Annotated in this window: 22 protein-coding genes and 1 tRNA gene; 12 read left to right on the top strand and 11 right to left on the bottom strand. The window is 63.3% G+C overall.

Going from position 1 to position 21,129, the window contains the following annotated elements; translation table 11 throughout:
* The first annotated feature begins 217 nt into the window (after positions 1-217).
* Both MF4836_RS03735 and MF4836_RS03730 read left to right on the top strand, forming a co-directional pair.
* A complete protein-coding gene (locus tag MF4836_RS03735; RefSeq protein WP_078469215.1) occupies positions 218-1,207 on the top strand; it encodes a GGDEF domain-containing protein in 990 nt (329 codons plus the stop codon).
* 88 nt (positions 1,208-1,295) lie between these two features.
* On the top strand, positions 1,296-1,544 hold the full coding sequence (locus tag MF4836_RS03730; protein WP_078469214.1) for a hypothetical protein: 249 nt from the start codon (positions 1,296-1,298) through the stop codon (positions 1,542-1,544).
* A gap of 28 nt (positions 1,545-1,572) precedes the next feature.
* Here the strand turns inward: MF4836_RS03730 and MF4836_RS03725 are convergent, their stop codons facing one another.
* The 5 genes from MF4836_RS03725 to MF4836_RS35470 form a co-directional block, all read right to left on the bottom strand.
* On the bottom strand, positions 1,573-2,787 hold the full coding sequence (locus MF4836_RS03725) for an HDOD domain-containing protein (RefSeq protein ID WP_078469213.1): 1,215 nt from the start codon (positions 2,785-2,787) through the stop codon (positions 1,573-1,575).
* A gap of 136 nt (positions 2,788-2,923) precedes the next feature.
* Positions 2,924-4,201: a 4-aminobutyrate--2-oxoglutarate transaminase gene (gene gabT / locus MF4836_RS03720; RefSeq protein ID WP_020296990.1), complete on the bottom strand. Its 1,278-nt coding sequence runs from the start codon at positions 4,199-4,201 to the stop codon at positions 2,924-2,926.
* Positions 4,202-4,377: 176 nt separating this feature from the next.
* Positions 4,378-5,820, bottom strand: coding sequence for an NADP-dependent succinate-semialdehyde dehydrogenase (gene gabD / locus MF4836_RS03715; protein WP_020296991.1), 1,443 nt, complete (start codon positions 5,818-5,820; stop codon positions 4,378-4,380).
* A gap of 348 nt (positions 5,821-6,168) precedes the next feature.
* On the bottom strand, positions 6,169-6,603 hold the full coding sequence (locus tag MF4836_RS35755) for a hypothetical protein (RefSeq protein ID WP_078469212.1): 435 nt from the start codon (positions 6,601-6,603) through the stop codon (positions 6,169-6,171).
* Positions 6,604-6,653: 50 nt separating this feature from the next.
* Positions 6,654-6,893 (bottom strand): hypothetical protein, encoded by a 240-nt coding sequence (locus MF4836_RS35470; protein WP_078469211.1) that lies wholly within the window; start codon positions 6,891-6,893, stop codon positions 6,654-6,656.
* Positions 6,894-7,137: 244 nt separating this feature from the next.
* Here MF4836_RS35470 and MF4836_RS03700 point away from each other — a divergent pair.
* A tRNA-Arg gene (locus MF4836_RS03700) sits at positions 7,138-7,214 on the top strand.
* 193 nt (positions 7,215-7,407) lie between these two features.
* Here MF4836_RS03700 and MF4836_RS03695 read toward each other — a convergent pair.
* Positions 7,408-8,352 carry a LysR family transcriptional regulator gene (locus MF4836_RS03695; protein WP_078469210.1) on the bottom strand — a complete coding sequence of 315 codons (945 nt, stop codon included), beginning with the start codon at positions 8,350-8,352 and terminating at the stop codon, positions 7,408-7,410.
* A gap of 120 nt (positions 8,353-8,472) precedes the next feature.
* On the opposite strand from MF4836_RS03695, the gene MF4836_RS03690 reads away from it, so the two are divergent.
* The 9 genes from MF4836_RS03690 (at position 8,473) to MF4836_RS03650 (ending at position 16,908) form a co-directional block, all read left to right on the top strand.
* The gene (locus tag MF4836_RS03690; RefSeq protein WP_078469209.1) at positions 8,473-9,348 is read left to right on the top strand and encodes an amidohydrolase family protein; all 876 of its coding nucleotides are present in this window, start codon (positions 8,473-8,475) and stop codon (positions 9,346-9,348) included.
* Between the two features lie 353 nt (positions 9,349-9,701).
* Positions 9,702-10,886 (top strand): L-rhamnonate dehydratase, encoded by a 1,185-nt coding sequence (rhmD, locus tag MF4836_RS03685; RefSeq protein WP_078469208.1) that lies wholly within the window; start codon positions 9,702-9,704, stop codon positions 10,884-10,886.
* 15 nt (positions 10,887-10,901) lie between these two features.
* A complete protein-coding gene (locus MF4836_RS03680) occupies positions 10,902-11,222 on the top strand; it encodes an L-rhamnose mutarotase (RefSeq protein WP_178102912.1) in 321 nt (106 codons plus the stop codon).
* A gap of 61 nt (positions 11,223-11,283) precedes the next feature.
* Positions 11,284-12,342, top strand: a complete 1,059-nt coding sequence (gene rhaT / locus MF4836_RS03675) for an L-rhamnose/proton symporter RhaT (protein ID WP_078469207.1) — start codon at positions 11,284-11,286, stop codon at positions 12,340-12,342.
* 24 nt (positions 12,343-12,366) lie between these two features.
* Positions 12,367-13,137, top strand: a complete 771-nt coding sequence (locus MF4836_RS03670) for an SDR family NAD(P)-dependent oxidoreductase (protein ID WP_078469206.1) — start codon at positions 12,367-12,369, stop codon at positions 13,135-13,137.
* A gap of 15 nt (positions 13,138-13,152) precedes the next feature.
* Entirely contained in the window at positions 13,153-13,959 is an 807-nt protein-coding gene (locus MF4836_RS03665; protein ID WP_078469205.1) for an HpcH/HpaI aldolase family protein, read from the top strand.
* A gap of 146 nt (positions 13,960-14,105) precedes the next feature.
* The gene (locus MF4836_RS03660; protein ID WP_078469204.1) at positions 14,106-15,437 is read left to right on the top strand and encodes a carbohydrate porin; all 1,332 of its coding nucleotides are present in this window, start codon (positions 14,106-14,108) and stop codon (positions 15,435-15,437) included.
* Positions 15,438-15,592: 155 nt separating this feature from the next.
* Entirely contained in the window at positions 15,593-16,447 is an 855-nt protein-coding gene (locus MF4836_RS03655; RefSeq protein ID WP_078469203.1) for a hypothetical protein, read from the top strand.
* Positions 16,444-16,908, top strand: coding sequence for a hypothetical protein (locus tag MF4836_RS03650; RefSeq protein ID WP_078469202.1), 465 nt, complete (start codon positions 16,444-16,446; stop codon positions 16,906-16,908). Before MF4836_RS03655 ends, MF4836_RS03650 begins: the two co-directional genes overlap by 4 nt.
* Positions 16,909-16,968: 60 nt before the next feature.
* Here MF4836_RS03650 and MF4836_RS03645 read toward each other — a convergent pair whose 3' ends face one another.
* From MF4836_RS03645 to MF4836_RS03625, 5 genes are all read right to left on the bottom strand, one after another.
* Complete coding sequence (locus MF4836_RS03645; RefSeq protein WP_078469201.1) at positions 16,969-17,157, bottom strand: hypothetical protein; 189 nt, start codon at positions 17,155-17,157, stop codon at positions 16,969-16,971.
* Between the two features lie 82 nt (positions 17,158-17,239).
* On the bottom strand, positions 17,240-17,965 hold the full coding sequence (locus tag MF4836_RS03640; protein ID WP_078469200.1) for a hypothetical protein: 726 nt from the start codon (positions 17,963-17,965) through the stop codon (positions 17,240-17,242).
* Positions 17,962-18,543: an RNA polymerase sigma factor gene (locus MF4836_RS03635; protein WP_078469682.1), complete on the bottom strand. Its 582-nt coding sequence runs from the start codon at positions 18,541-18,543 to the stop codon at positions 17,962-17,964. Before MF4836_RS03635 ends, MF4836_RS03640 begins: the two co-directional genes overlap by 4 nt.
* Positions 18,544-18,580: 37 nt before the next feature.
* The gene (locus tag MF4836_RS03630; RefSeq protein ID WP_078469199.1) at positions 18,581-20,347 is read right to left on the bottom strand and encodes a vWA domain-containing protein; all 1,767 of its coding nucleotides are present in this window, start codon (positions 20,345-20,347) and stop codon (positions 18,581-18,583) included.
* An 87-nt stretch (positions 20,348-20,434) separates the two neighbouring features.
* Positions 20,435-20,995, bottom strand: coding sequence for a YbhB/YbcL family Raf kinase inhibitor-like protein (locus tag MF4836_RS03625; RefSeq protein ID WP_020297015.1), 561 nt, complete (start codon positions 20,993-20,995; stop codon positions 20,435-20,437).
* Positions 20,996-21,129 lie beyond the last annotated feature (134 nt).

Raw genomic sequence — 21,129 nt, 5'->3', positions numbered from 1 at the left:
CGGGCACACGCCGCCTCGCCACACGCGGCGGGAACTTAGCTCCGTTTCCCCTATCTCAAAGACACTTCGCCATCCAGGCGGGCCGAGACCTTTTATCAATTAATTCCCACACCAAAGCGTGAGCGCCTGCTGTGGCACAAGAAATAATTGATAAGGGGCCCCACGCAGTGGCCGTGTTCGAATGTCGAGCGGCGCACGCCCTTTGAGAGTTGTGCCGATGGTCAATAAAAATCTACAAGACTCATCCCTCCCGCAATGGCCAGAAGCCGCGCAAACCCTGATGGCGTTGATTCATGCCCAAGGTGAAGTGGCGCGCCTGACCGAACGCGAACAGCTGTTCAGCTCGTTGCTGGTCAGCGTCAATGCCGTGCTGTGGGCCTTTGACTGGGAAAGCCGCCAGATGCTTTACGTTAGCCCGGCCTATGAACGGATTTTCGGACGCTCTGCCGGCCTGTTGCTCGCCGACTTCAATGAATGGCGCGACAGCATCTACCCCGACGACCTGGAATACGCCGAGCGCAGCCTGGCCCAGGTGCTGGAAAAGGGCGCGGTGGAAGACCGCGAATACCGCATCATCGATGCCGAAGGCCAGATTCGCTGGCTCAGCGACAAGTGCTTCATCAACCGCAACCCCGAGGCCGGGCAGCGAGTGATCATTGTCGGCATTGCCGAAGACATCACCGAAAAGAAGCACCTGGAAAACGAACTGCAACGCCTGGCCACCACTGACGTCCTGACCCAAAGCAGCAACCGCCGGCACTTCTTCGAATGCGCCAACCGCGAGTTCGACCAGGCCCGCAGCCAGGGCTCGCAGATGGCCTTTCTGTTGCTGGACATCGATGACTTCAAGGTGATCAACGACACCTACGGCCATCCGGCGGGCGATATCGTCCTGCAGCACATTGCCGAAAGCGGCCGCGCGGCCCTGCGACGGGGCGACCTGTTCGGGCGCATCGGCGGCGAGGAATTTGCTGCGGTGTTTCCGGGCTGCACGCCGGATATTGCCCGGCAAGTCGCGGAACGCCTGCAACGGGAAATCCAGCGCCTGAGCTTCGAGCATGAAGGCCAGACGTTCGGCATTACCGTCAGCCAGGGCCTGAGCAACCTCAGCGACGACGATGAAAACCTCGACAGCCTGTTCGCCCGCGCCGACGCCGCCATGTACCAGGCCAAGCGTGAAGGCAAGAATCGGATTGTCTCGGGCTGATGCCCAAGCCGCCCCCGACTTGCGGTGCCTCGCGCCGATGCGTCGGGGGATTTGCTAAAGTAGCGGCCCCTTCCGCCTCCCTGTGCACATGAACGAAAAGCAGCTACTCAAGCGCATCAACGGCAAGCAACGCGGCGGCTGCTTCCTGCAGCGTTTCCTGGCGTTCGGCTTCGGGGCGTTTCTACTGGGGATGGGCGTCATGCTCTGGTTCAGGAATGGCTTCGAACTGGCGGTGCCACTGCTGATCATCTTGTCGCTGCCGCCGCTGTACCTGGCGATTCTGGCAGCGGACGACACGGTCGATAGCTGGTTCAGCGTTCTCGAAATCTTTCGCTGAGCGCTCCAGCAGCAGACCCTGGCGCTGATCAGCCTTTGCGCAGGCGCATCAACTCCGGCAGGCCGATCTTCAGCAGGCGCGCGGTCTTGCTTTTGGCGATGTCTTCGACGCCTTCTGACGGCCGAAGGCGGGCCAGTTGGGCCGCCAGGTTCATCACCAGGGCTTCACGGGAATAAACCCCGCCACCGAGCTGATAGACCGAGGCGATCAGCTCACGCAACTCAAGGGGCAGGCGCCAGCGAGTGCGCAACGCCGAACCGTAGCTGGCGCCGAACTCATCCAGGGCGTCGCCGATTTCTTGCTGATCGTCCAACTCGCCGCCAGCCTGTTTCCACTCCTGCAGACAGCGCAGCAACGCCAGGTCGCCGAGGCGATGCAACATGCCGGCGCAATAGCAGCGCTCCTGGTCCAGGTCCAGCAGGCGCGCCAGGGTCCGGCCGTATTCCGCCGTGTGCAGCGACAAATCCCAGTAACGTTCGGCGTAGTCGGCCAGGGCCGGGGAGCTCAACCGTGCACTGCGCTTGAGCGCCAGGCCCAGAATCAGGTTCATGCTTTGCCCGGTCCCCAGGCGGTGCAGGGCCTGGGACAAGGTTTGCACCGCGCTGCCGTGATGCTGCGCGGCGCTGTTGGCCGCCGCGATCAAGACTGCGGTGATTTGCGGATCAGTGCGGACCTCTTCTTCCAGCAGCTTCAGGTCCAGGCCACCGGGGTTGAGGCTGCGCTTGACCGCCAACTGCACATCGGCCAACAAGGGCGCGCCATCGGCGATCTCGCGGCGCCGCTCAAGGAAATTCCACAGGGTCATGCCCGGCGCCAGCGCCGGCACCTCGCAGGAGACTTCCTGACCGGCATCGAGCAGCAGGTCCTGCAGGCGCTGGGTCAGGCCGTCCATGTTCAGGGGTTTGGTCAGGTAGGCCGTGGGCGCCAGGGGCAGGGCTTCACGTACGCTGGCGCTGTCGCTGCGACTGCTCAGCAGGATGAACGGCAGTACCGGGTTGCGCCGGCGCTGGCGCACGCTGCGCAAAACACTCAGGCCATCGACACCGGGCAACTCCCAGTCGGCGATCACCAGGTCGTAGGCTTTTTCACTCAACAGCTGCAACGCTTCCTGGCCGTTGGCACACACATCCAGCCGAGCGTCGCAGCGCACATTCAATAGAACCTGCTTCAACAAATCACGCGACCACGGGTCTGCCTCGGCAATCAGCACACGCGGTACAGCGGGTAAATCCACAGCAGTCATGCAGCACGCTCCCAAAGCAATCCTTTGCACCTTAGTCAATGGGACGCCATCCATACAGCGTAAATACCGTCCGTCGGCCCTCAACCCATAAAAAAACCCGCCGAAGCGGGTTTTTTGTCGATCAGGTCACAACCAATCAGAGTTCCGAGAAGCACTCTTCAATGATGGCCAGGCCTTTATCCAGTTGCTCGTCCGGCGAGGTCAGGGGTACCAGAACCCGCAGCACGTTGCCGTAGGTGCCGCACGACAGCAGGATCAGACCCTTGTCGCGAGCCTTGGCCACCACCGATGCCACCGCGGCAGCGTTTGGCTTGTGGCTGTCGCCGTTTTCGAACAGCTCGACCGCGATCATCGCGCCCAGGGCACGTACTTCACCGATGACCGGGTACTTGGCCTGGATGGCTTTCAGACCGGTTACCAGACGCTCGCCCACTGCCTTGCAGCGGTCCAGCAGGTGCTCTTCCTCGAACACTTCCATCACCGCCAGGGCCGCCGCGCAAGCGATCGGGCTACCGGCGTAGGTGCCGCCCAGGCCGCCTGGAGCGATGGCGTCCATGTACTCGGCCTTGCCGCAGACACCGGCCAGCGGGAAGCCGCCAGCGATGGATTTGGCGAAGGTGGTCAGGTCGGCGGTAACGCCCATCTGTTCCATGGCGAAGAAGGTGCCGGTACGGCCAGCGCCGGTCTGCACTTCGTCGGCGATCAACAGAATGCCGTGCTTGTCGCACAGTTCACGCAGACGCTTCATAAAGGATTTAGGCGCGACGTAGAAACCGCCTTCGCCCTGCACCGGCTCGATGATGATGGCAGCGATATCACGCGGCTCGGCATCGTTCTTGAAGATGCGTTCGATGCTGGCGATGGAATCGTCATCGCTCACACCGTGCAATTCGTTCGGGAACAGCGCGCGGAACACGCCGCCTGGCATCAGGCCCATGCCGGCCGAGTAAGGCACGACCTTACCGGTCAGGCCCAGGGTCATCATGGTGCGACCGTGGTAGGCGCCGGTGAAGGCGATCACGCCAGCGCGGCCAGTGGCGGCACGGGCGATTTTCACGGCGTTCTCGACGGCTTCGGAACCGGTGGTCACCAGCAGGGTTTTCTTGGCGAAATCACCTGGCACCTTGGCGTTGATTTTCTCGCACAGCTCCACGTAAGGCTCGTAGGCCAGGACCTGGAAGCAGGTGTGGGTCAGCTTGTTCAGCTGCTCGGTCACCGCGGCGATGATTTTCGGGTGCACGTGACCGGTGTTGAGCACGGCGATACCGCCGGCGAAATCGATGAACTCGCGACCTTCAACGTCGGTCACGGTGGCGTTCTTCGCCGACTCGGCGAAGATCGGGTGAATCTGGCCAACACCGCGTGGTACGGCAGCTTCGCGGCGTTTCATCAGGGATGCGTTGGTCTTGCTCATAGTGTCCTCATTCACCGTCTTTAAAACGGTGTGGTTCAAGGGTTGCGGGGCGGGGAAGCGCCTGCGGCAGCATGCGATGATCGACTGCCGGAGCGGTCCCGGGCCACCTTGAAAAGTGCGTTTTTACAGCTGCGCAAAGGGACAGCGCTCTCGTGCCCTTTGCGCTTGAAACCGGATCAGATACCCAGGCAGAGGTATTTGATTTCCAGGTAATCCTCGATCCCGTACTTGGAGCCCTCACGGCCCAGGCCCGAAGCCTTGATGCCGCCGAAAGGCGCGACTTCGTTGGAGATCAAACCGGTGTTGACGCCGACCATGCCGTATTCCAGGGCTTCAGCCACACGGAACACACGGCCCAGGTCACGGGCGTAGAAGTAGGACGCCAGGCCGAACTCGGTGTCGTTGGACATGGCGATGACTTCGGCTTCGTCTTTAAAGCGGAACAGCGGCGCCAATGGACCGAAGGTTTCTTCCTTGGCCACGGCCGCGTTTTTCGGCACGTTGGTGAGGATGGTCGGCTCGAAGAAGTTGCCTTCCATCACCTTGCCGCCAGCCAGCAGGGTCGCGCCTTTGCTCAGGGCATCGGCGATGTGTTCCTGAACCTTGGCCACGGCCTTTTCATCGATCAGCGGACCGGTGGTGGTGCCTTCTTCCAGACCGTTGCCGATCTTCAGCTTGGCCACGGCCACTTTGAGTTTTTCGGCGAATGCGTCGTAGACCGAGTCCTGGATGTACAGGCGGTTGGCGCAGACGCAGGTCTGGCCGTTGTTGCGGTACTTGGAAATGATCGCGCCTTCGACGGCCTTATCCAGGTCCGCGTCGTCGAACACGATGAACGGCGCGTTACCGCCCAGTTCCAGGGAGACTTTCTTGATGTCCTTGGCGCATTCGGCCATCAGCTGGCGACCGATTTCGGTGGAGCCGGTGAAGGACAGCTTGCGCACGATCGGGTTGCTGGTCAGCTCGCCGCCGATGTCGCCGGCGCTGCCGGTAACCACGCTGAGTACGCCTTTCGGGATACCGGCGCGGTGCGCCAGTTCAACCAGGGCCAGGGCCGAGAATGGGGTTTGCGACGCAGGCTTGATGACCATGGTGCAACCGGCGGCCAGGGCCGGGCCGGCTTTACGGGTGATCATCGCCGCCGGGAAGTTCCACGGGGTGATGGCAGCGGTCACGCCGATCGGCTGCTTGATCACGATCAGGCGTTTGTCGGGCTGGTGCCCAGGAATCACGTCACCGTAGATGCGCTTGGCTTCTTCGGCGAACCACTCGATGAACGAGGCGGCGTAAACGATTTCGCCCTTGGCTTCGGCCAGTGGCTTGCCCTGTTCCAGGGTCATCAGGCGCGCGAGGTCGTCCTGGTTTTCGATCAGCAGCTCGTACCAGCGGCGCAGCTTGTTGGCGCGCTCCTTGGCGGTCAGTGCACGCCAGGCTGGCAGAGCGTTGTCGGCAGCTTCGATGGCGCGACGGGTTTCAGCGGCGCCCATTTTCGGCACGCTGCCGATGATTTCACCGGTGGCCGGGTTGTTCACTTTGATCGTCTGACCATTGTCCGCGTCGACCCAGGCCCCATCGATAAAGGCTTGTTGGCGGAACAATTGGGTGTCTTTGAGCTGCATGTCGGCTTCCTTAACAGCACCGCGCAGGCGCGGGGCGAATTGTGATTGTTGAAAGGCGCCAACAGGTGGCTGCCGTCAGGGAATTCAATCACCGGGTGATGACAGAAAAAGCGCACAAAAGACACGCGCGCAGCGCAGCACCCGAGCGAGAGCGTTTGAAATCTCAAACGATCCTAGGGTCAACAGGGGTAAAGGACAATAGTCCGTTCGAAAAAAAGAACGAAAACGGCGCATTTGCCGAAAATTTCAGATCAGCGTGATTCCCAGCACCGATGCCAAAATGCCCCTGCGACCCGACAAGGCCCCAGGGGCGGGAAGCCGGACGCCCGACGCTGGAGATCCAGGCCCCTAGGATTGAAACGACTTGAGCAGCGCCAGCAGGCTCTTGAGGTCGTCGGGCGCCCCGGCCTGGGCCACTTTCTCGGTGCCTTCCGCGCCGGGTCGACCCACCAGATCATCGATCGACGTCAGCGGCTGCACAGCCGCAGTGCGAGCCGACAACTGAGCGCCGAGGTTCGTCGCTTGAAGTGGCCGTGGCACCTCCTTGCTGGCCAAGAGTGGTGCGAGGTTTGCCTCGTTCGCCTTACGCCACGCATGCGGGTCAACGCCCTGCAAAATCATCTCCATCACCTGTATGGCGTTTAGCGATGGCCGGCCACTGGCCGCCAGCGCCCATCTGTACCGTTCCAACAGCTCCTGTTCATAACTCTGCAATGGGCGCTTCAAATACCTTTCGGCAACTTGCAGGAAGGCGGCCATATCATTTTCAGGGGTGTCTGCCATCGAATATTCCCTCCCAGGGTGGGGTGTGAAGAAACAAAGACTCGCAAGAATCAGGCGCCCAGCGGCACGTCGCTGCTCACGATCACCAAGGCGTCATCTGTGGGGGCGAGCGGCGCGTCTTGGCCAGGGCCTCCAGGCATCTGCTTGAGCAACACCGCCTGGGCCGCCAGCGCCAGCTTGCTGTCGCCATCGAAGTAAGCGGCGGGCGACGGTGAGGCCAGCCCATGGGCCTGGTGGGTGGTCTGGGTCAGCACGTCAGCGGCCTGCGGATTGACCAGGGAATCGGGCATATTTCTCTCCTTGATAAAGGGACTGTGCGACGGCGCCAAGACACAATGGCAACAGCCGGTTAAAAGTCGCCCAACGACTTTAGCGCAAAGTCAAAGCAGTGATGGCTATCTGCCTTTACCGCTGGTCGTCGGCCCAATAGCTGAAGAACAGCAGCACCTGCACACCCCGCCCCCACGCCCCGCGAGCGAAACAAAAACCGGCGTGGACGCCCCGGGCGGACATGGGTATGATGTCGCCCGCACTGCATCCGTAGCTCAGCTGGATAGAGTACTGCCCTCCGAAGGCAGGGGTCGTGGGTTCGAATCCCGCCGGGTGCACCAGATACATCGAAAAAGCCCCAGGTCTTATGGCCTGGGGCTTTTTTGTGGCCAGGGGAAACCAGCGGCATACGGATAGCCGTCTTTTTACCGCTTGCTCTGCACCGCACGTGTTTGACCGAGCATCTGGGCTGCGCCAGCCATCGTTCAAGCAAAGCCTGCGCGAACAGGCCAAACCGCTTGCCGCCCCTCCTTTTCACGCTCTGCGCTGCGCCCTCTCGCGCAGCATGTTCAAGAAAATCTCCAACTCCCGACTCAGCGGCTCGTCCTTCCTCAGCATCACCCCGAACGGGCTCAACTGCTCTTCTATCTCCAGGTCCAGGGCCGTCAGCAAACCGGTGTGCACGTGATCGCGGACCACGGTGTCGGTGAGGACCAGGATCGCGTCGGTGATTTGCACCAGTTGCAGCATGGCGAACACCGAGGTGCATTCGATGACGTCACTGGGGGAGGCGACGTCGAGGCGGGCGAAGGCGTTTTCCAGGGCGACGCGGGCGGGGCTGGTGTCGGGTTGCAGGATCCAGGGCCAGGCTTCGACCATTTCCGCGAGGTTGGGGGCGGCGACCTGGGTCAGCGGGTGGCCGGCGCGCACGACCACGGCCAGGTGTTCGTTGCCCAGGGGCTCGAAGGCGAAGCGCTGACGGTCCTGGGCGTGGGACAGGCGCGCCACGGCCACATCGATGCGGCGCTGGTCCAGCAACTCGCTGAGCTGGTCGCTGGTGTCGCCCATGATCCGCAGGCGCAGCAGCGGGTGGCTGGCTTTCATCTCGGCGATGGATTGCACCACCAGGTCCGGCACCGCGCCCATGATCGCGCCCACCGACAAGTAACCGTAACCGCCGGCCTGGCGGTCGGTGAGGTCTTCGGCGCAGCGCTCCAGGCCGTTGAGGGCGGCACGGGCGAAGCGCAGCAGTTCTTCGCCGAGGACCGTGGCGCGCATACCCCGGGATTGGCGTTCGAACAGGGTGCAGCCGAAGGCTTCTTCGATTTCCTGGAGCATGCGCGTGGTGGCCGGTTGCGACATGTTCAAGGCTTCGGCGGCGCGGTGCAGGTTCTGGCTGTTGCCCAGGGTCACCAGCATCAGCAGGTGCTTGTAGCGCAGGCGGTTGAACAGGCTGCGGGCGGTGATCGGCGTCGACATAAAGGCACCCTATTGTTGTTCTGATACCCGCAGGGTATCGCAATGCCCCAATCCCCTATTAGCTTTTGCGGGTCGGGTTTGTTATTCCGAAGCCCCCGACAATAACAATGGAGATCGCCTGTGAGCGCCCTCGCCCCCGCCGTCTATGCCGGCCCGATCATCGACTGCCACATCCACCTGTTCGATCCGCGCCGTGCCGAAGGCATCCCGTGGCCGACCCCGGCCGACAGCATTTACGCGCCTCATCTGCCCGAACATTACTGGACCCTAGCCCCGGCCCATGGCATCACCGGCGCGATCGCGGTGGAGGCCAGCCCCTGGGTCGGGGACAACCGCTGGCTGCTCGAAACCTTGCGTGGCGATCCGCGAATGCTGGGTTTCGTCGGCAACCTGGACCCGGCCCACGGCCAGTTTCGCCAGGAGCTGGAATGGCTGGAGCAGGAGCCGCTGTTTCTCGGCTTGCGCTACGGCAACCTGTGGGACCGCGACTTGCTGACGGATCAGGACCAGTCCGGGTTTCTCGACAACCTGCGGCGCCTCGCCGCCAGCGGGCGCAGCCTGGACAGTGCCAACCCCGACGGGCGCCTGCTGGATGGACTGTTGAAGCTCAGCGAGCGCCTGCCGCAATTGCGGATCGTCATCGATCACCTGCCCAACGCCACGATCGAGCCCGGCGAGGAGCGAGCTTTTATGCGGCGGATCGAGGAGCTGGCGCAGCGCCCCAATGTGTTCGCCAAGCTGGCGGAGATTCCGCAGGTTCGCGAAGGGCAATTGCGGCTCGACCCGGGGTTTTACCGGGAGCGGATCGATGGCCTGTGGCAGGCATTTGGCGAGGACCGGTGTTTCTTTGGCAGCGACTGGCCGAACAGTGAGCAGGTGGCGGATTTCGACACCACCCTGGGCTTGGTGAAGCGCTGCATCGCGCAGTACTCCCTGGCGGCCCAGGAGAAGTTTTTTTATCGCAATGCGGCGCAGGCGTATGGCTTGAAGCTGTAGCCGCTGCCGAGGCAGCGGCTACAGGTGGCGGGTGACGCAATCGATACCTTGAGGGCATCAGTATTAAGTTTATTTGAATTAGTCAGCATCAATCCGCCTCCGTAAGCTCCCTCCCATGCACTTCGGCACGGCCTGCTCCCCGCAGGCGCTGCCCACCCTTTACGCCCCGATAAATCCAATAAGGAAACCGGCGTGATGAACAGCCCTACATGGTCTTGCCCACATTTCGCTGCGCTGTCGCTACAGACGCGCCCGCCTTTCCCCCACCGACTTCCACGCCGCCACGGCTGACACCTTCAGCCCGGGTCTTCGACTTGCCCGCTGTTTGCCCCTTTGCCTTGCAGGAGAGCCTTATGAGCACACCGACCATCAAGCAGGTTCGCGCCTTCACCCTCACCGGAGGCGGCGCCGACTACCACGACCAGGCGGCCGGCCACTGGATCGACGATCACATCTGCACCCCCATGGGCCGCTACCCGGAATATCGCCAGAGCCGCCAGAGCTTCGGCATCAACGTGCTCGGCACCCTGGTGGTGGAGATCGAGGCCAGCGACGGCACCGTCGGTTTTGCGGTGACCACCGGCGGTGAGATCGGCGCCTTTATCGTCGAGAAGCACCTGGCGCGCTTCCTTGAAGGGGCCAAGGTCACCGACATCGAAAAAATCTGGGACCAGATGTACCACGCGACCCTCTACTACGGCCGCAAGGGCATCGTCCTCAACACCATTTCCGGGGTCGACCTGGCGCTCTGGGACTTGCTCGGCAAGATCCGTAAAGAGCCGGTGCACCAACTGCTGGGCGGGGCGGTGCGCGATGAGCTGCAGTTCTACTGCACCGGCGCCCGCCCGGACCTGGCCAAGGAGATGGGCTTTATCGGCGGCAAGATGCCCCTGCAATACGGCCCTGCCGAAGGCGAAGAGGGCCTGCGCAAGAACCTTGAGCACCTGGCCCATATGCGCGAAAAAGTCGGCGATGATTTCTGGCTGATGTTCGACTGCTGGATGAGCCTGGACCTGAACTACGCCACGCGCCTGGCCAAGGGCGCCGCCGAATTCGGCCTGAAGTGGATCGAAGAGGCTCTGCCGCCGGACGATTACTGGGGCTACGCCGCCCTGCGCAAAAACGTGCCGAGCGGCATGCTGGTCACCACCGGCGAACATGAGGCCACGCGCTGGGGCTTTCGCATGCTGCTGGAAATGGGCTGCTGCGACATCATCCAGCCGGACGTCGGCTGGTGCGGCGGGATCACCGAGCTGATCAAGATCTCGGCCCTGGCCGATGCCCACAACGCCATGGTCGTGCCCCACGGCTCGTCGGTGTACAGCTACCACTTCGTGATCACCCGCACCAACAGCCCGTTCGCCGAGTTCCTCAACATGTCGCCCAAGGCCGACCAGATCGTGCCGATGTTTTCCCCGCAACTGCTGGGCGAACCGGTGCCGGTCAACGGCCGCATGCGCGCCTCGGTATTGGACAAGCCCGGCTTCGGCGTCGAGCTCAACCCCGAGTGCGCGCTGAACCGCCCTTACCCGCGCTGATCGAGGAGCCACGCCATGCAGACCCGTGCTTTTCGGATGAACCTCAACCCCGGTCAGGCGCAGGAATACCTGCGCCGCCACGATCAAATCTGGCCGGAGCTGGTGGCCTTGCTGCACGGGGCCGAGATCGAGGATTACCGAATCTTCCTCGACCCCCAGAGCCACGCCCTGTTCGCGGTGATGACCCACCAGGACGCCCACGGCCTGGACGACTTGCCCCGACACCCGGTGATGCAACGCTGGTGGCAATACATGCAAGACATCATGCCCAGCCACCCCGACGGCTCGCCGCTGAGCGTGGAGCTGCAACCGATGTTCGACCTGCCACGCCCTTGAACCGTGCCGGCGCCTCGGTGCCGGCCCTTATCGCTGATAAAAATAAGAAGGAAAGCGCAACGTGGAAATCATTTTTCTGGGAGTGATCCTGCACTTTATCGGCGGCTTCGCCTCCGGCAGTTTTTATATCCCCTACAAGAAAGTGGGTGGCTGGGCCTGGGAAAGCTACTGGATCACCGGCGGCCTGGTGTCCTGGCTGGTGGTGCCGCTGATTGCCGCGCAACTCACGGTGCCGGGCTTTGTCGAGATCCTGCGCAACGCCGACGGCGTCACCCTGTTCTGGACCTACTTTTTCGGCGTGCTGTGGGGCATCGGCGGGCTGACGTTCGGCCTGACCATGCGCTACCTCGGGCTGTCCCTGGGCATGTCGCTGATCATGGGCCTGACCTCGGCCCTGGGCGCGCTGATGCCACCGATCTACCGCGATCTGTTCACCGATGCCCAGGCCGGCACCTTCAGCGAAATGCTCGGCAACCCCGGTGGCCATTGGGTACTGATCGGCGTTCTGGTGTCGCTGCTGGGCATCGCCCTGTGCGGCCGCGCCGGGCTGGTCAAGGAGCGGGAAGTACCGGACAGCACCAAGTTCGAAAGCGTCAAGGAGTTCTCCCTGGCCAAGGGCGCCCTCGTGGCGCTGATCTCCGGGGTGCTCAGTGCCTGCTTCAGCTACGGTATCGCTGCCGGCCAACCCCTGGCCGAAGCCGCCATCGCCCACGGCGCCAACAGCCTGTTCCAGAACAACGTGACCTTTATGGTGATCATGTGGGGCGGCCTGACCACCAACGGCCTCTGGTGCCTGTGGCTGAACTACCGCAACCGCACCTTCCACAACTACACCGACCGCTCGACCCCGCTGCTGCGCAACTACCTGTTGGTGGCCACGGCCGGCACCCTGTGGTTCCTGCAGTTTTTCTTCTACGGCATGGGCGCCAGCCGCATGCACAACGACGCCAGCTCCTGGGTGTTGCACATGTCGTTCATCATCATCGTGTCCAACTTCTGGGGCCTGTACTTCCGTGAATGGCAGGGCACCAGCGCTCGAACCAAACAGGTGCTGCTACTGGGCATCGCGGTGATCCTGGCGTCCATCGCCATGGTTGGCTACGGCAATTACCTGGGCTGATCCCACTTCCAAAGGAGTCTCTTTATGTTGCTCAAAGACAAGACTGTCATCATCACCGGCGCCTCCCGTGGCATCGGCCGCGCTGCGGCCCTCGAATGCGCCCGCCAGGGTGGCCGGGTGGTGGTTGCCCACAGCGGCAGCGCCCAGGGCCACGAGTCCGCCGCGTCCCTGCTCAAGGAGATCGAGGCCTTCGGCGGCCAGGCGATCCAGATCGGCAGCGACGCCGCCGACCTCGACACCGGCGAGCGTCTGGTGGATGCCGCCGTCGAGGCCTTCGGCAGTGTCGATGTGTTCGTCAACAACGCCGGCATCTGCCCCTTCCACTCCTTCCTCGACATGCCCAAGGAGGTGTACCTGAAGACGGTGAACACCAACCTCAATGGCGCCTACTTCGCAGTGCAGGCCGCGGCCAACCAGATGAAACGCCAGGGCAGCGGCGGCGCGATCATCGCCGTCAGCTCCATCAGCGCCCTGGTGGGCGGCGGCATGCAAACCCACTACACGCCGACCAAGGCCGGCCTGCATTCGCTGATGCAGTCCTGCGCCATTGCCCTGGGGCCCTATGGCATTCGCTGCAACTCGGTGCTGCCGGGGTCGATCGCCACCGACATCAACAAGGACGACTTCGCCGATCCGGAAAAACGCGAGTACATGGTCAAGCGCACGCCCCTGGGCCGCCTCGGCGAACCCCATGACATCGCTGGGCCGATCGTATTTCTCGCGTCCGACATGGCCCGCTACGTCACCGGCGCCGCCCTGTTGGTGGACGGCGGTCTGTTCGTCAACCTGCAATAACCCAGGAGCCTCGCCATGCAGATGCCCCCTAACCGCTTCAAGGCTGCCCTGGCCGGCAGTACCACCCAATACGGCTTGTGGGCCGGTTTTGCCACCGGCTACGCCGCGGAAATCGCCGCCAGCACCGGCTACGACTGGCTGCTGATCGATGGCGAACACGCGCCCAACACCGTGCCCAGCATCCTCGCCCAGCTCCAGGCAGTGGCGCCCTACGCCAGCGCGCCGGTGGTACGGGCGGTCAATGGCGACAGCAGCCTAATCAAGCAACTGCTGGATATCGGCGTACAGAGCCTGATGGTGCCCATGGTCGAAACCGCGGAGCAGGCGCGGCAACTGGTGCGCGCCATGCGTTATCCGCCCCACGGCATTCGCGGCGTCGGTGGTGGCCTGGCACGGGCAACGCGCTGGGACGGGGTGCCCGACTACCTGGCCACGGCCCATGAAGAGCTGTGCCTGATCGTCCAGGTGGAATCGAAACTGGGGGTGGAAAACGTCGCCGATATTGCCGCCGTCGAAGGCGTGCACGCGGTGTTTGTCGGCCCGGCGGACCTGTCTTCAGGTCTGGGCTTTCCCGGCAACCCCGGACACCCCGAGGTGCAGGCGCAGATCCGCACCGCCATCGATGCCACCCTGGCCGCCGGCAAGATCGCCGGAATCCTCGCGCCCTTTGAAGAGGACGCTCGCCGCTATCGCGAATGGGGTTGCCAGTTCATTGCCGTGGGCATCGATATCAGCCTGTTCCGCCAGGCCGCGCTGAACAATCTGGCGCGCTATCGCGAGCCGGACGGCGCCCCGGCGACAGGCCCCTCCCGCACTTACTGAGCCGAACCTCTACGGGTCTGCCTGAGCAGGCCCGGGCTTTTTTTAAACATTCCGCGAACGGCGTGGCCACCACGTCGCGGATCACTGCGCCCGGAAATCCTCGCGCAGGGCTGTGCCCACAACAATAACAACAGGTAAATCCGCTCATGAACAAACACTTATCCGGGGCTGTACTGTGCTTGCTGGCCAGTGGTTTTTCCGCTGGTGCCTTCGCCTACGATGCCCTCGACGCCGAGTCGCCGTGGCTGCTGGGAGACTGGAACGGCCAGCGGCAAAAACTGGCGCAGCAGGGTTTTGACTTCACCCTCAAATACGTCGCCGAGCTGGGCTCCAACCTCGCCGGCGGTTATGACAGCAGCACCACGGCGCGGCTCAGCGACCAGATCATTCTCGGTGTCGACATGGACCTGCAGAAGCTCCTGGGCTGGCAGGACGCGACCTTGCGCATCGGCATCGGCGAACGCCATGGCAAGGACATCACCAATGACCGGGTGCACCACCCCGACGCCACCGGCATGACGTCGACCATGGAGGTCTACGGCGGCGGCAATGCCTGGCGCCTGTCGCAGCTGTGGTACGAGCAGAAGTTCTTCGAGCGCAGACTGGCAGTGAAACTGGGGCGCTTCGGCCATGGCGAAGACTTCGACCAGTTCCCCTGCGAATTCCAGAACGTGACCCTGTGCGGCTCCCAGGAAGGCAACTGGAACGGCACCTGGAACAGCTTCCCCATCAGCCAGTGGGCGATCCGCGTGCGCTACCACTTCACCCCCGAGTTCTACGTGCAGGCCGGCGCCTATGACAAAAACCCCGGCAACGCCGAGCTGAGCAATGGCTTCAAGCCGTTTATCGCAGGTTCGGTGGGCACCAGCTTCCCGCTGGAAGCGGTGTGGAAAGGCCGGATCAACGACCTCTCGTCCGAGTACCACCTGGGTTACTACTACAGCGATGTCGACGGTCGCGACATGCTCAAGGACGCCGACGGCAACGATGCCGCCCGCAGCGGCCTGCCCTACAAAAAGTACCGCGACAACAGCGGTTGGTGGCTCTCGGCCCAGCAGCAGTTGACCACGGTGGAGGGCAACAACAAGCGTGGGTTGAATGTGTTCACCAACATGACCTTCAACGACCCGGACAGCAGCATGATCGAGAACCTGATCCAGGTCGGCCTGATCTATCGCGGCCCGTTCGCCTCGCGCCCGGATGACACCATTGGTCTGGGCGCCTCGCGGCTCAAGGTCAACGACCGCTACAGCCGTAACGCTCAGGTGCTCAATGCCGACCACGGGGTGACGTCCATCGACGACGCACTCTATGTGCCGGAGCAAAAGCGCGAATACAGCTACGAGATCAACTACGGCTACCAGGCCACCCGCTGGCTGATGGTGCGGCCCAACCTGCAATACGTGAAGTACCCCGGCGGCGTGACCCAGACCGACTCGGCCGTGGTGGGCGGCGTGCAATTTATCGCCGATTTCTGAGGTGCCGTGATCGCGCCCTGCCAGCAGCCGCTTGCCGAAGCTGTCGTGGCGGGGCGCAACTTGCTACATTCGCGCCTTTCGCCAGAGGGCGCTGCATGGCCAGCGTCCCGGCCAGGTTCGCGGCGCCTCGCGCCGAGCCCGGACAGGAGGTCCCGATGCTGTGCCACCCCGGTTCCAACCAGCCTTACCAGCCGAGCCTGCGGCATTGGGTCAGCTGCTTTATGCGCTATGACATGCCCCCCGCCCTCGACGCCGAACTCAGCCGCTACAACCCCAACGCCGACGAAGACCGCGACTACCTGATCCGCCAGCATTGTCTGGCCCGCACCCACGGCGAGGAAAATTTTCGCCATCGGCGGCTGTTGGTGGAAGTGCTGCAAGAAGCCCTGGCCGACCCTGGCTATGACTTCCAGCACGTGTGGGAGGACGACGAAGACGACTACGAAGACAGTCAGTGGCCCTCCACCTGGCCGGCCAGGATCGAAAACAGCCGGGATTTTTTCCAGCGCCTGCTTAACGCTGCCCAGGAGCTCTGGCGCGATGATCTGGCCCGCGCCAGCCTGCCGTCCCTGGCGCACTGCCGGGCCCTCCCCGAGCGCGACCTGGGCACTTACGACTGGTTGTTCGCCGTCGATAACCCCGCAGCCTGGAAAGCCGTATTCGGCATGGCGGCCAGCCCCTATGACCTGGCCACCCGGGGCCCGGTGTTTCAAGACGAGCAACTGAGCCTGCACCTGGCGGGCGCTCTGACGCGCCTGACATCACGACCTTCCACCTGGCCGGACAGCCAGGCGCCGAGCCATTGCGCCCTGGATCTGACGGTGCAAGGGATCAGCGACCTGGCGGTCAGCGGCACCCGCTTCGATGGCCGCGCCCGGACCCGAATAACCGCAGTGCCGGGCGGGTATTTTCTACAACTGAAGATCGGTTTCGACTGCCTGATCGAATGCGTGGCGCTGTCGGTCAGCATCAGCAACGTCCAAGGTTCACGCGAGGAACCCCGCCCATGAGCAACAATTTCGAAGATGCCCTGCAGCGCCAGGAAATCCCGCAGTTCTTTCGCGGAAAGGGCCCGTATTTCACCCGTGATCCCGACTGGGGCGACCATATGTTCAGCATCAACTGGACGGATATTTTTCTCTACGTTCGCGACCATGCCGAAGGCGAGCAGCAACTGCGCGAGAGTTTCGAACTGTATGTGCACAGCCTCGAAGAAACCCTGGACGATGGCTTCAGCCTGCGGGAAAACCTCTTCGGTTATTACGCGACGCGCCTGCGCCTGGCACCGGACGGTCCCGACTGGCTGGCGGAACTGTCGCCGCTTTGCCGGCGGCGGATAGTCCAGCACCTGACCTGGTATCGCTGGCAGCTGGAAACCCAATGGCAGCTGTACCCCAACCGTGGCCAGCGCATGCGGGAGGCCGGCTGCCCGCCCGAGTTTCTCGACTTGAAGAGTTCGCCCTACCACTAAGCGTCGAGGGCAGTACAGGCGGGGCTGTCAAACCAAAACGCCGCGAGCGTGCTCGCGGCGTTATTTCGTGTCGGTATCGGGGGCCGGGGGCTCCGCGCTACCGGGAGCCGGCAATGGCTCCCCTTCGTCATCTTCTGCCTCAGCTTCCAGACCGAAATCCTTGCGGCTCTGCTTGATCGCCTGGCGTATGTCATTGCCCTTGGTCGGGCAATTCAATAGTTTGGCGATGCCGTCGATACGTGGCGCCATGGCCAATCTCCCACTTTGCGGACCTGGGCTCGATAGTGCTCGCTTTCAGCGCCGCAGACCAATTTTTGCGCAGCCTTTTGCATCATGGCCGCTGCAAGTCCTGCAATCGAGCCTGCACGTCCAGCTGTGGATAACGCTTGTGCAAAGCCTCCAGACGCTGGTCAGCCTCCTTCACCTGCCCCGCTTCACGCAGGCGCAACACCTCCCGCAACTCGTCGTCCACCGACCGCACCGGGACCGCCGCCCGCTTGCTGAGCATGGGCTTGCCCTTGGCCTGATCGGCCATGGGCTTGGCTACCTGGGCCGAGGCCTCGTCGCTGAACATCTGGGTTTGGTCGCTGTACTCCCGGGCGGCGGGGCTGGCCGACAAACCGCCCATGGGCGCCGCCGGGCGTGGAGCAGGCGCAGACATCGCACCCCGCACCATCGGCTCCGGCACGCGCTCGGCCAGCTCGGCGGGGGCCGGCTCGGCCATTTGCCGGGCCATGGGCGCAATGGGCGCGGAGGCGGGAGCGGGAGCCGGCGCGGGTGCCATGGTCGGCGTCGGGTAATGATCCGGCGAACGCTGGACCAGCACCAGGATCAAGGCCACGCCAAACAGGCTGGCGAACGCCATCTGCAGGCGGGGTTTCTGGCAGGCCTGCAACCAGCGCTGCCACAGGTTCGGCGCGGGTTTTGGCAGTTCACGCCGGGCGCTGGCCAGAATCAGTGCATCGAGGCTGGCCGGGGGCTCGCCAACGCTGTGCTGGCGGATGTGCTTGAGCATCTGTTCTTCGACAGAAGGTGGCGTTTGTCGGGCGTCAGTCATGTGAGTACCTCCTCGGCCAGGAGCCGACGCAGTTTTTTCAACGCATAACGGAAACGGCTCTTTACGGTTTCCAGCGGGGTTTGGGTGAGGCTGGCGATCTCCGGCAAGTCCAGGTCGCCATGGGCACGCAGCAGGAACACTTCGCGCTGGTCGGCCGGCAAGTCTTCGAGGGCCGCGTCGATGCGCTGCTGGTCACGGCTCAGGCTCAACTGTTGCTCCGGGCCCGGCGCGTCATCGACCTCACCGTGCATTTGCTCGTCGTAGCTGTCGTGCAACGGGTTGCGCTGCCCGTGCTTGCGCCAGTGATCGATCAGCCGGTTACGGGCGATCTGGTACAGCCAGGTGCGAAAGGTCGCCCGGCCCTGGGGCTGGCTGGTGCTGCGGATCAGGCTCAGCCAGGTGTCCTGGTACACCTCTTCGGCCAGCTCGGGCTTGTTGCACAGGCCCAGGAGAAAGCGGTACAGCCCCTGGCGATGGCGCTGATACAGCACCTCGAAGGCCGCCGGATCACCGGCGCGGTAGCGCGCCAGCAGCGCTTCATCGCTGCTGGCGGCGGAGGGTGGGTTCGCAGCCGCCATAGTGCTGATCAACTCCTGTTCGCTGCGGATCATGGTGTCATTCAAGTCGGCTCTGAATCTGGCTGTCGTCGCGCTGCGCGGCCAGGCCGGGTTGTGGGGCCTGAGTTTGCAGGCTTTGCGCCAGTTCAACCAGCTGCACGAACTCGCCGCGCAGGCCGTAATGGTCATCGCCCCGGGCGCCACGCGCCAGCTTCAGGGTGTCGTCGAGGCTGAAACTGCCGGTGTAGCGCCCGTCCTTGAGCTGCTGCGAGAACGCCGCCACGGCTGCGGCAAAACGCAGGTCGGTGCTGGCCGCCGCCAGCGTGGCAGGCTGGGACTGCGACATGATCGGGCGCTCGATCAAGCGGCTGCTACCGCCTTCGGGCGCCTTGTAGCGCACGCGCAACATCGCCAGTTCCGGGTTGTTGCTGCTCTCGCCTGCCGCCTTGCCCGAGGCATAGCGCAGGGGTTCGAGCCAGCCCTTCTCGCCCTTGGGCACGATTTCATAGAGCGCAGTCACCGTGTGCCCGGCGCCGATTTCCCCGGCATCGACCTTGTCGTTGTTAAAGTCCTCACGCTTGAGCGCGCGGTTCTCGTAGCCCAGCAAGCGGTACTCGCTGACCTGGGCCGGGTTGAATTCCACCTGCAGCTTCACGTCCTTGGCCACCACCGCCAGGGTCGAACTGAGTTGATCCACCAGCACCTTGCGGGCCTCGCGCAGGTTGTCGATGTAGGCATAGTTGCCATCGCCGGCATCGGCCAGTTGCTCCATCAGGTGCTCGTTGTAGTTATCCACACCAAAGCCCAGGGTGGTCAGCGAGACCCCGGTTTTGCGCTTGTCGGCAGCCATCTGCTTGAGGCTGTCGAAGTCGCTGATACCGACGTTGAAGTCGCCATCGGTGGCCAGCAGGATGCGGTTGATGCCGTCCTTGATGAACCCCTGGCGCGCCATCTGGTAGGCCAGCTCGATACCCGAAGCACCCGCCGTGGAGCCGCCGGCGGTGAGCTGCTCGATGGCATTGCGGATTTTCGCCTTGTCGCGCCCGGAAGTCGGTTCCAGCACCACCCGCGACTCACCGGCGTACACCACCAGCGACACGCGGTCCTGGTCGCGCAGTTGATCCACCAGCAATTTGAGGGTGCTTTTTACCAGGGGCAGGCCTTCGCGGCGGTCCATGGAGCCGGACACGTCCACCAAAAACACCAGGTTGGCCGGCGCCAGTTCGGCCACCGCGCGGTCCGAAGCCTTGATGCCGATACGCAGCAGACGGGTGTGGGGGTTCCACGGCGACGTCGCCAGCTCGGTGGTCACGCCAAAGGGCGAGCCATCGCTGGGCAGCGCGTAATCGTAGGGGAAGTAATTGACCATTTCCTCCAGGCGCACCGCGCCTTCGGGGGGCAGGCTGCCCTGGTTCAGCAGGCGCCGCACATTGGCGTAGCCGCCGGTGTCGACGTCGGCGCTGAAAGTCGAGACCGGTGCCTGCGCCACGCTGTGGATCGGGTTGTCAGGCAGGGTCTGGTACTGCTCGCGCGATTCATCGCGATAGCCGGCAGGCTGCTGATCGGCGGCCATCATCGGCGCCGTCATCATCGGCCGGCTCATGCTGCGCTTGCTGACCACCGCATCGGCCCTCAACGCTTCGCTCTGCACCTGCGGCGCAACCGGGATCGGGGCCGGAGCCGGGATCAATACCCCGCTCGGCGAAGCTGGTTCGGCCGCGGTGACATCCGGCTTGGAAGAAACGCCGCAACCGGCGATTGCCAACAACAATCCGGCGGCGAAACCCTGTGCGGCCGGACGAAGGTAGTGCAGAGGAAGGGACATGGGGGCTGACCTCGGGAGAAAAGTGATCCATTCCCCCCTTCAGACGAAGCCCCTGTGCAATTCGGGTTAAGCCCCGTGAAATTTTTTTCAGCGCACGTAGCGCCGCACCACGCTGCTGTTGCGCAGTACATGGCCGTTGATTTTCTCCAGCAACTGGGCCCGGGTCAGGCCGGCCGGCAACGCGTCGGGCGCCAGGTCCAGGGCATAGATCTGGATCACATAGTGGTGCGCGCTGTCGCCAATCGGAGGGCAAGGGCCGACATAGGTGGTGGTCTTCTTGCTGTTGGTACCGCCCACGCCTTCCAGGGTCGACTTGCTCCCGGCACCGGCGGCGATCTGCCGGGTGGTCGGCTTGATTCCGTAATGCACCCAATGATCCACGCCCTGGCCTTTGGCGCCATCAGGGTCGTGCATGACGATCGCATAGCTCAAGGTCCCTTCCGGCCCGGCGGTCCAGCTCAGCGCCGGCGAATTGTTGTGCCCGCCACAGCCCTTGGCATCGCTGGCACTGCCAGAGGTGAAGAGACGGTCATCGGTGACACCGGGGATATTCAGGGTAAAACGCTCCTGGGCCTGAACCGGCAGTTGCAGGCACAGCAACAGGGCACTGGCGGTCAGCCAAGTAGTGCGAGAAGCAAAGCGAGACATACACAAGCACCTTTATTACGCGGAGGGTCGGTGAGCTGAAGACTATAGCTTGCACGACCGGCCATGACCGTTCGTGCAGCGCACGGGGGGTGATTGAGCTTGAGGTGGGGGGTGCTTGTAAATGGGCAAGCACG

This window comes from Pseudomonas sp. MF4836 (assembly GCF_002018875.1).
Classification (GTDB): domain Bacteria; phylum Pseudomonadota; class Gammaproteobacteria; order Pseudomonadales; family Pseudomonadaceae; genus Aquipseudomonas.
This window is presented reverse-complemented; position numbering and strand designations above follow the sequence as displayed.

What these genes read in the sequence shown, in the direction of transcription:
- MF4836_RS03680 (WP_178102912.1), top strand. Translation starts at nt 10,902, where the DNA reads ATGCAGACCCGTGCTTTTCGGATGAACCTCAACCCCGGTCAGGCGCAG.
- MF4836_RS03725 (WP_078469213.1), bottom strand. Translation starts at nt 2,787, where the DNA reads ATGACTGCTGTGGATTTACCCGCTGTACCGCGTGTGCTGATTGCCGAG.
- MF4836_RS03735 (WP_078469215.1), top strand. Translation starts at nt 218, where the DNA reads ATGGTCAATAAAAATCTACAAGACTCATCCCTCCCGCAATGGCCAGAA.
- MF4836_RS35755 (WP_078469212.1), bottom strand. Translation starts at nt 6,603, where the DNA reads ATGGCAGACACCCCTGAAAATGATATGGCCGCCTTCCTGCAAGTTGCC.
- gabT (WP_020296990.1), bottom strand. Translation starts at nt 4,201, where the DNA reads ATGAGCAAGACCAACGCATCCCTGATGAAACGCCGCGAAGCTGCCGTA.
- MF4836_RS35470 (WP_078469211.1), bottom strand. Translation starts at nt 6,893, where the DNA reads ATGCCCGATTCCCTGGTCAATCCGCAGGCCGCTGACGTGCTGACCCAG.
- MF4836_RS03695 (WP_078469210.1), bottom strand. Translation starts at nt 8,352, where the DNA reads ATGTCGACGCCGATCACCGCCCGCAGCCTGTTCAACCGCCTGCGCTAC.
- MF4836_RS03625 (WP_020297015.1), bottom strand. Translation starts at nt 20,995, where the DNA reads ATGTCTCGCTTTGCTTCTCGCACTACTTGGCTGACCGCCAGTGCCCTG.
- rhmD (WP_078469208.1), top strand. Translation starts at nt 9,702, where the DNA reads ATGAGCACACCGACCATCAAGCAGGTTCGCGCCTTCACCCTCACCGGA.
- gabD (WP_020296991.1), bottom strand. Translation starts at nt 5,820, where the DNA reads ATGCAGCTCAAAGACACCCAATTGTTCCGCCAACAAGCCTTTATCGAT.
- MF4836_RS03670 (WP_078469206.1), top strand. Translation starts at nt 12,367, where the DNA reads ATGTTGCTCAAAGACAAGACTGTCATCATCACCGGCGCCTCCCGTGGC.
- MF4836_RS03645 (WP_078469201.1), bottom strand. Translation starts at nt 17,157, where the DNA reads ATGGCGCCACGTATCGACGGCATCGCCAAACTATTGAATTGCCCGACC.
- MF4836_RS03660 (WP_078469204.1), top strand. Translation starts at nt 14,106, where the DNA reads ATGAACAAACACTTATCCGGGGCTGTACTGTGCTTGCTGGCCAGTGGT.
- MF4836_RS03635 (WP_078469682.1), bottom strand. Translation starts at nt 18,543, where the DNA reads ATGGCGGCTGCGAACCCACCCTCCGCCGCCAGCAGCGATGAAGCGCTG.
- MF4836_RS03650 (WP_078469202.1), top strand. Translation starts at nt 16,444, where the DNA reads ATGAGCAACAATTTCGAAGATGCCCTGCAGCGCCAGGAAATCCCGCAG.
- MF4836_RS03655 (WP_078469203.1), top strand. Translation starts at nt 15,593, where the DNA reads ATGCTGTGCCACCCCGGTTCCAACCAGCCTTACCAGCCGAGCCTGCGG.
- MF4836_RS03630 (WP_078469199.1), bottom strand. Translation starts at nt 20,347, where the DNA reads ATGTCCCTTCCTCTGCACTACCTTCGTCCGGCCGCACAGGGTTTCGCC.
- MF4836_RS03640 (WP_078469200.1), bottom strand. Translation starts at nt 17,965, where the DNA reads ATGACTGACGCCCGACAAACGCCACCTTCTGTCGAAGAACAGATGCTC.
- MF4836_RS03730 (WP_078469214.1), top strand. Translation starts at nt 1,296, where the DNA reads ATGAACGAAAAGCAGCTACTCAAGCGCATCAACGGCAAGCAACGCGGC.
- MF4836_RS03665 (WP_078469205.1), top strand. Translation starts at nt 13,153, where the DNA reads ATGCAGATGCCCCCTAACCGCTTCAAGGCTGCCCTGGCCGGCAGTACC.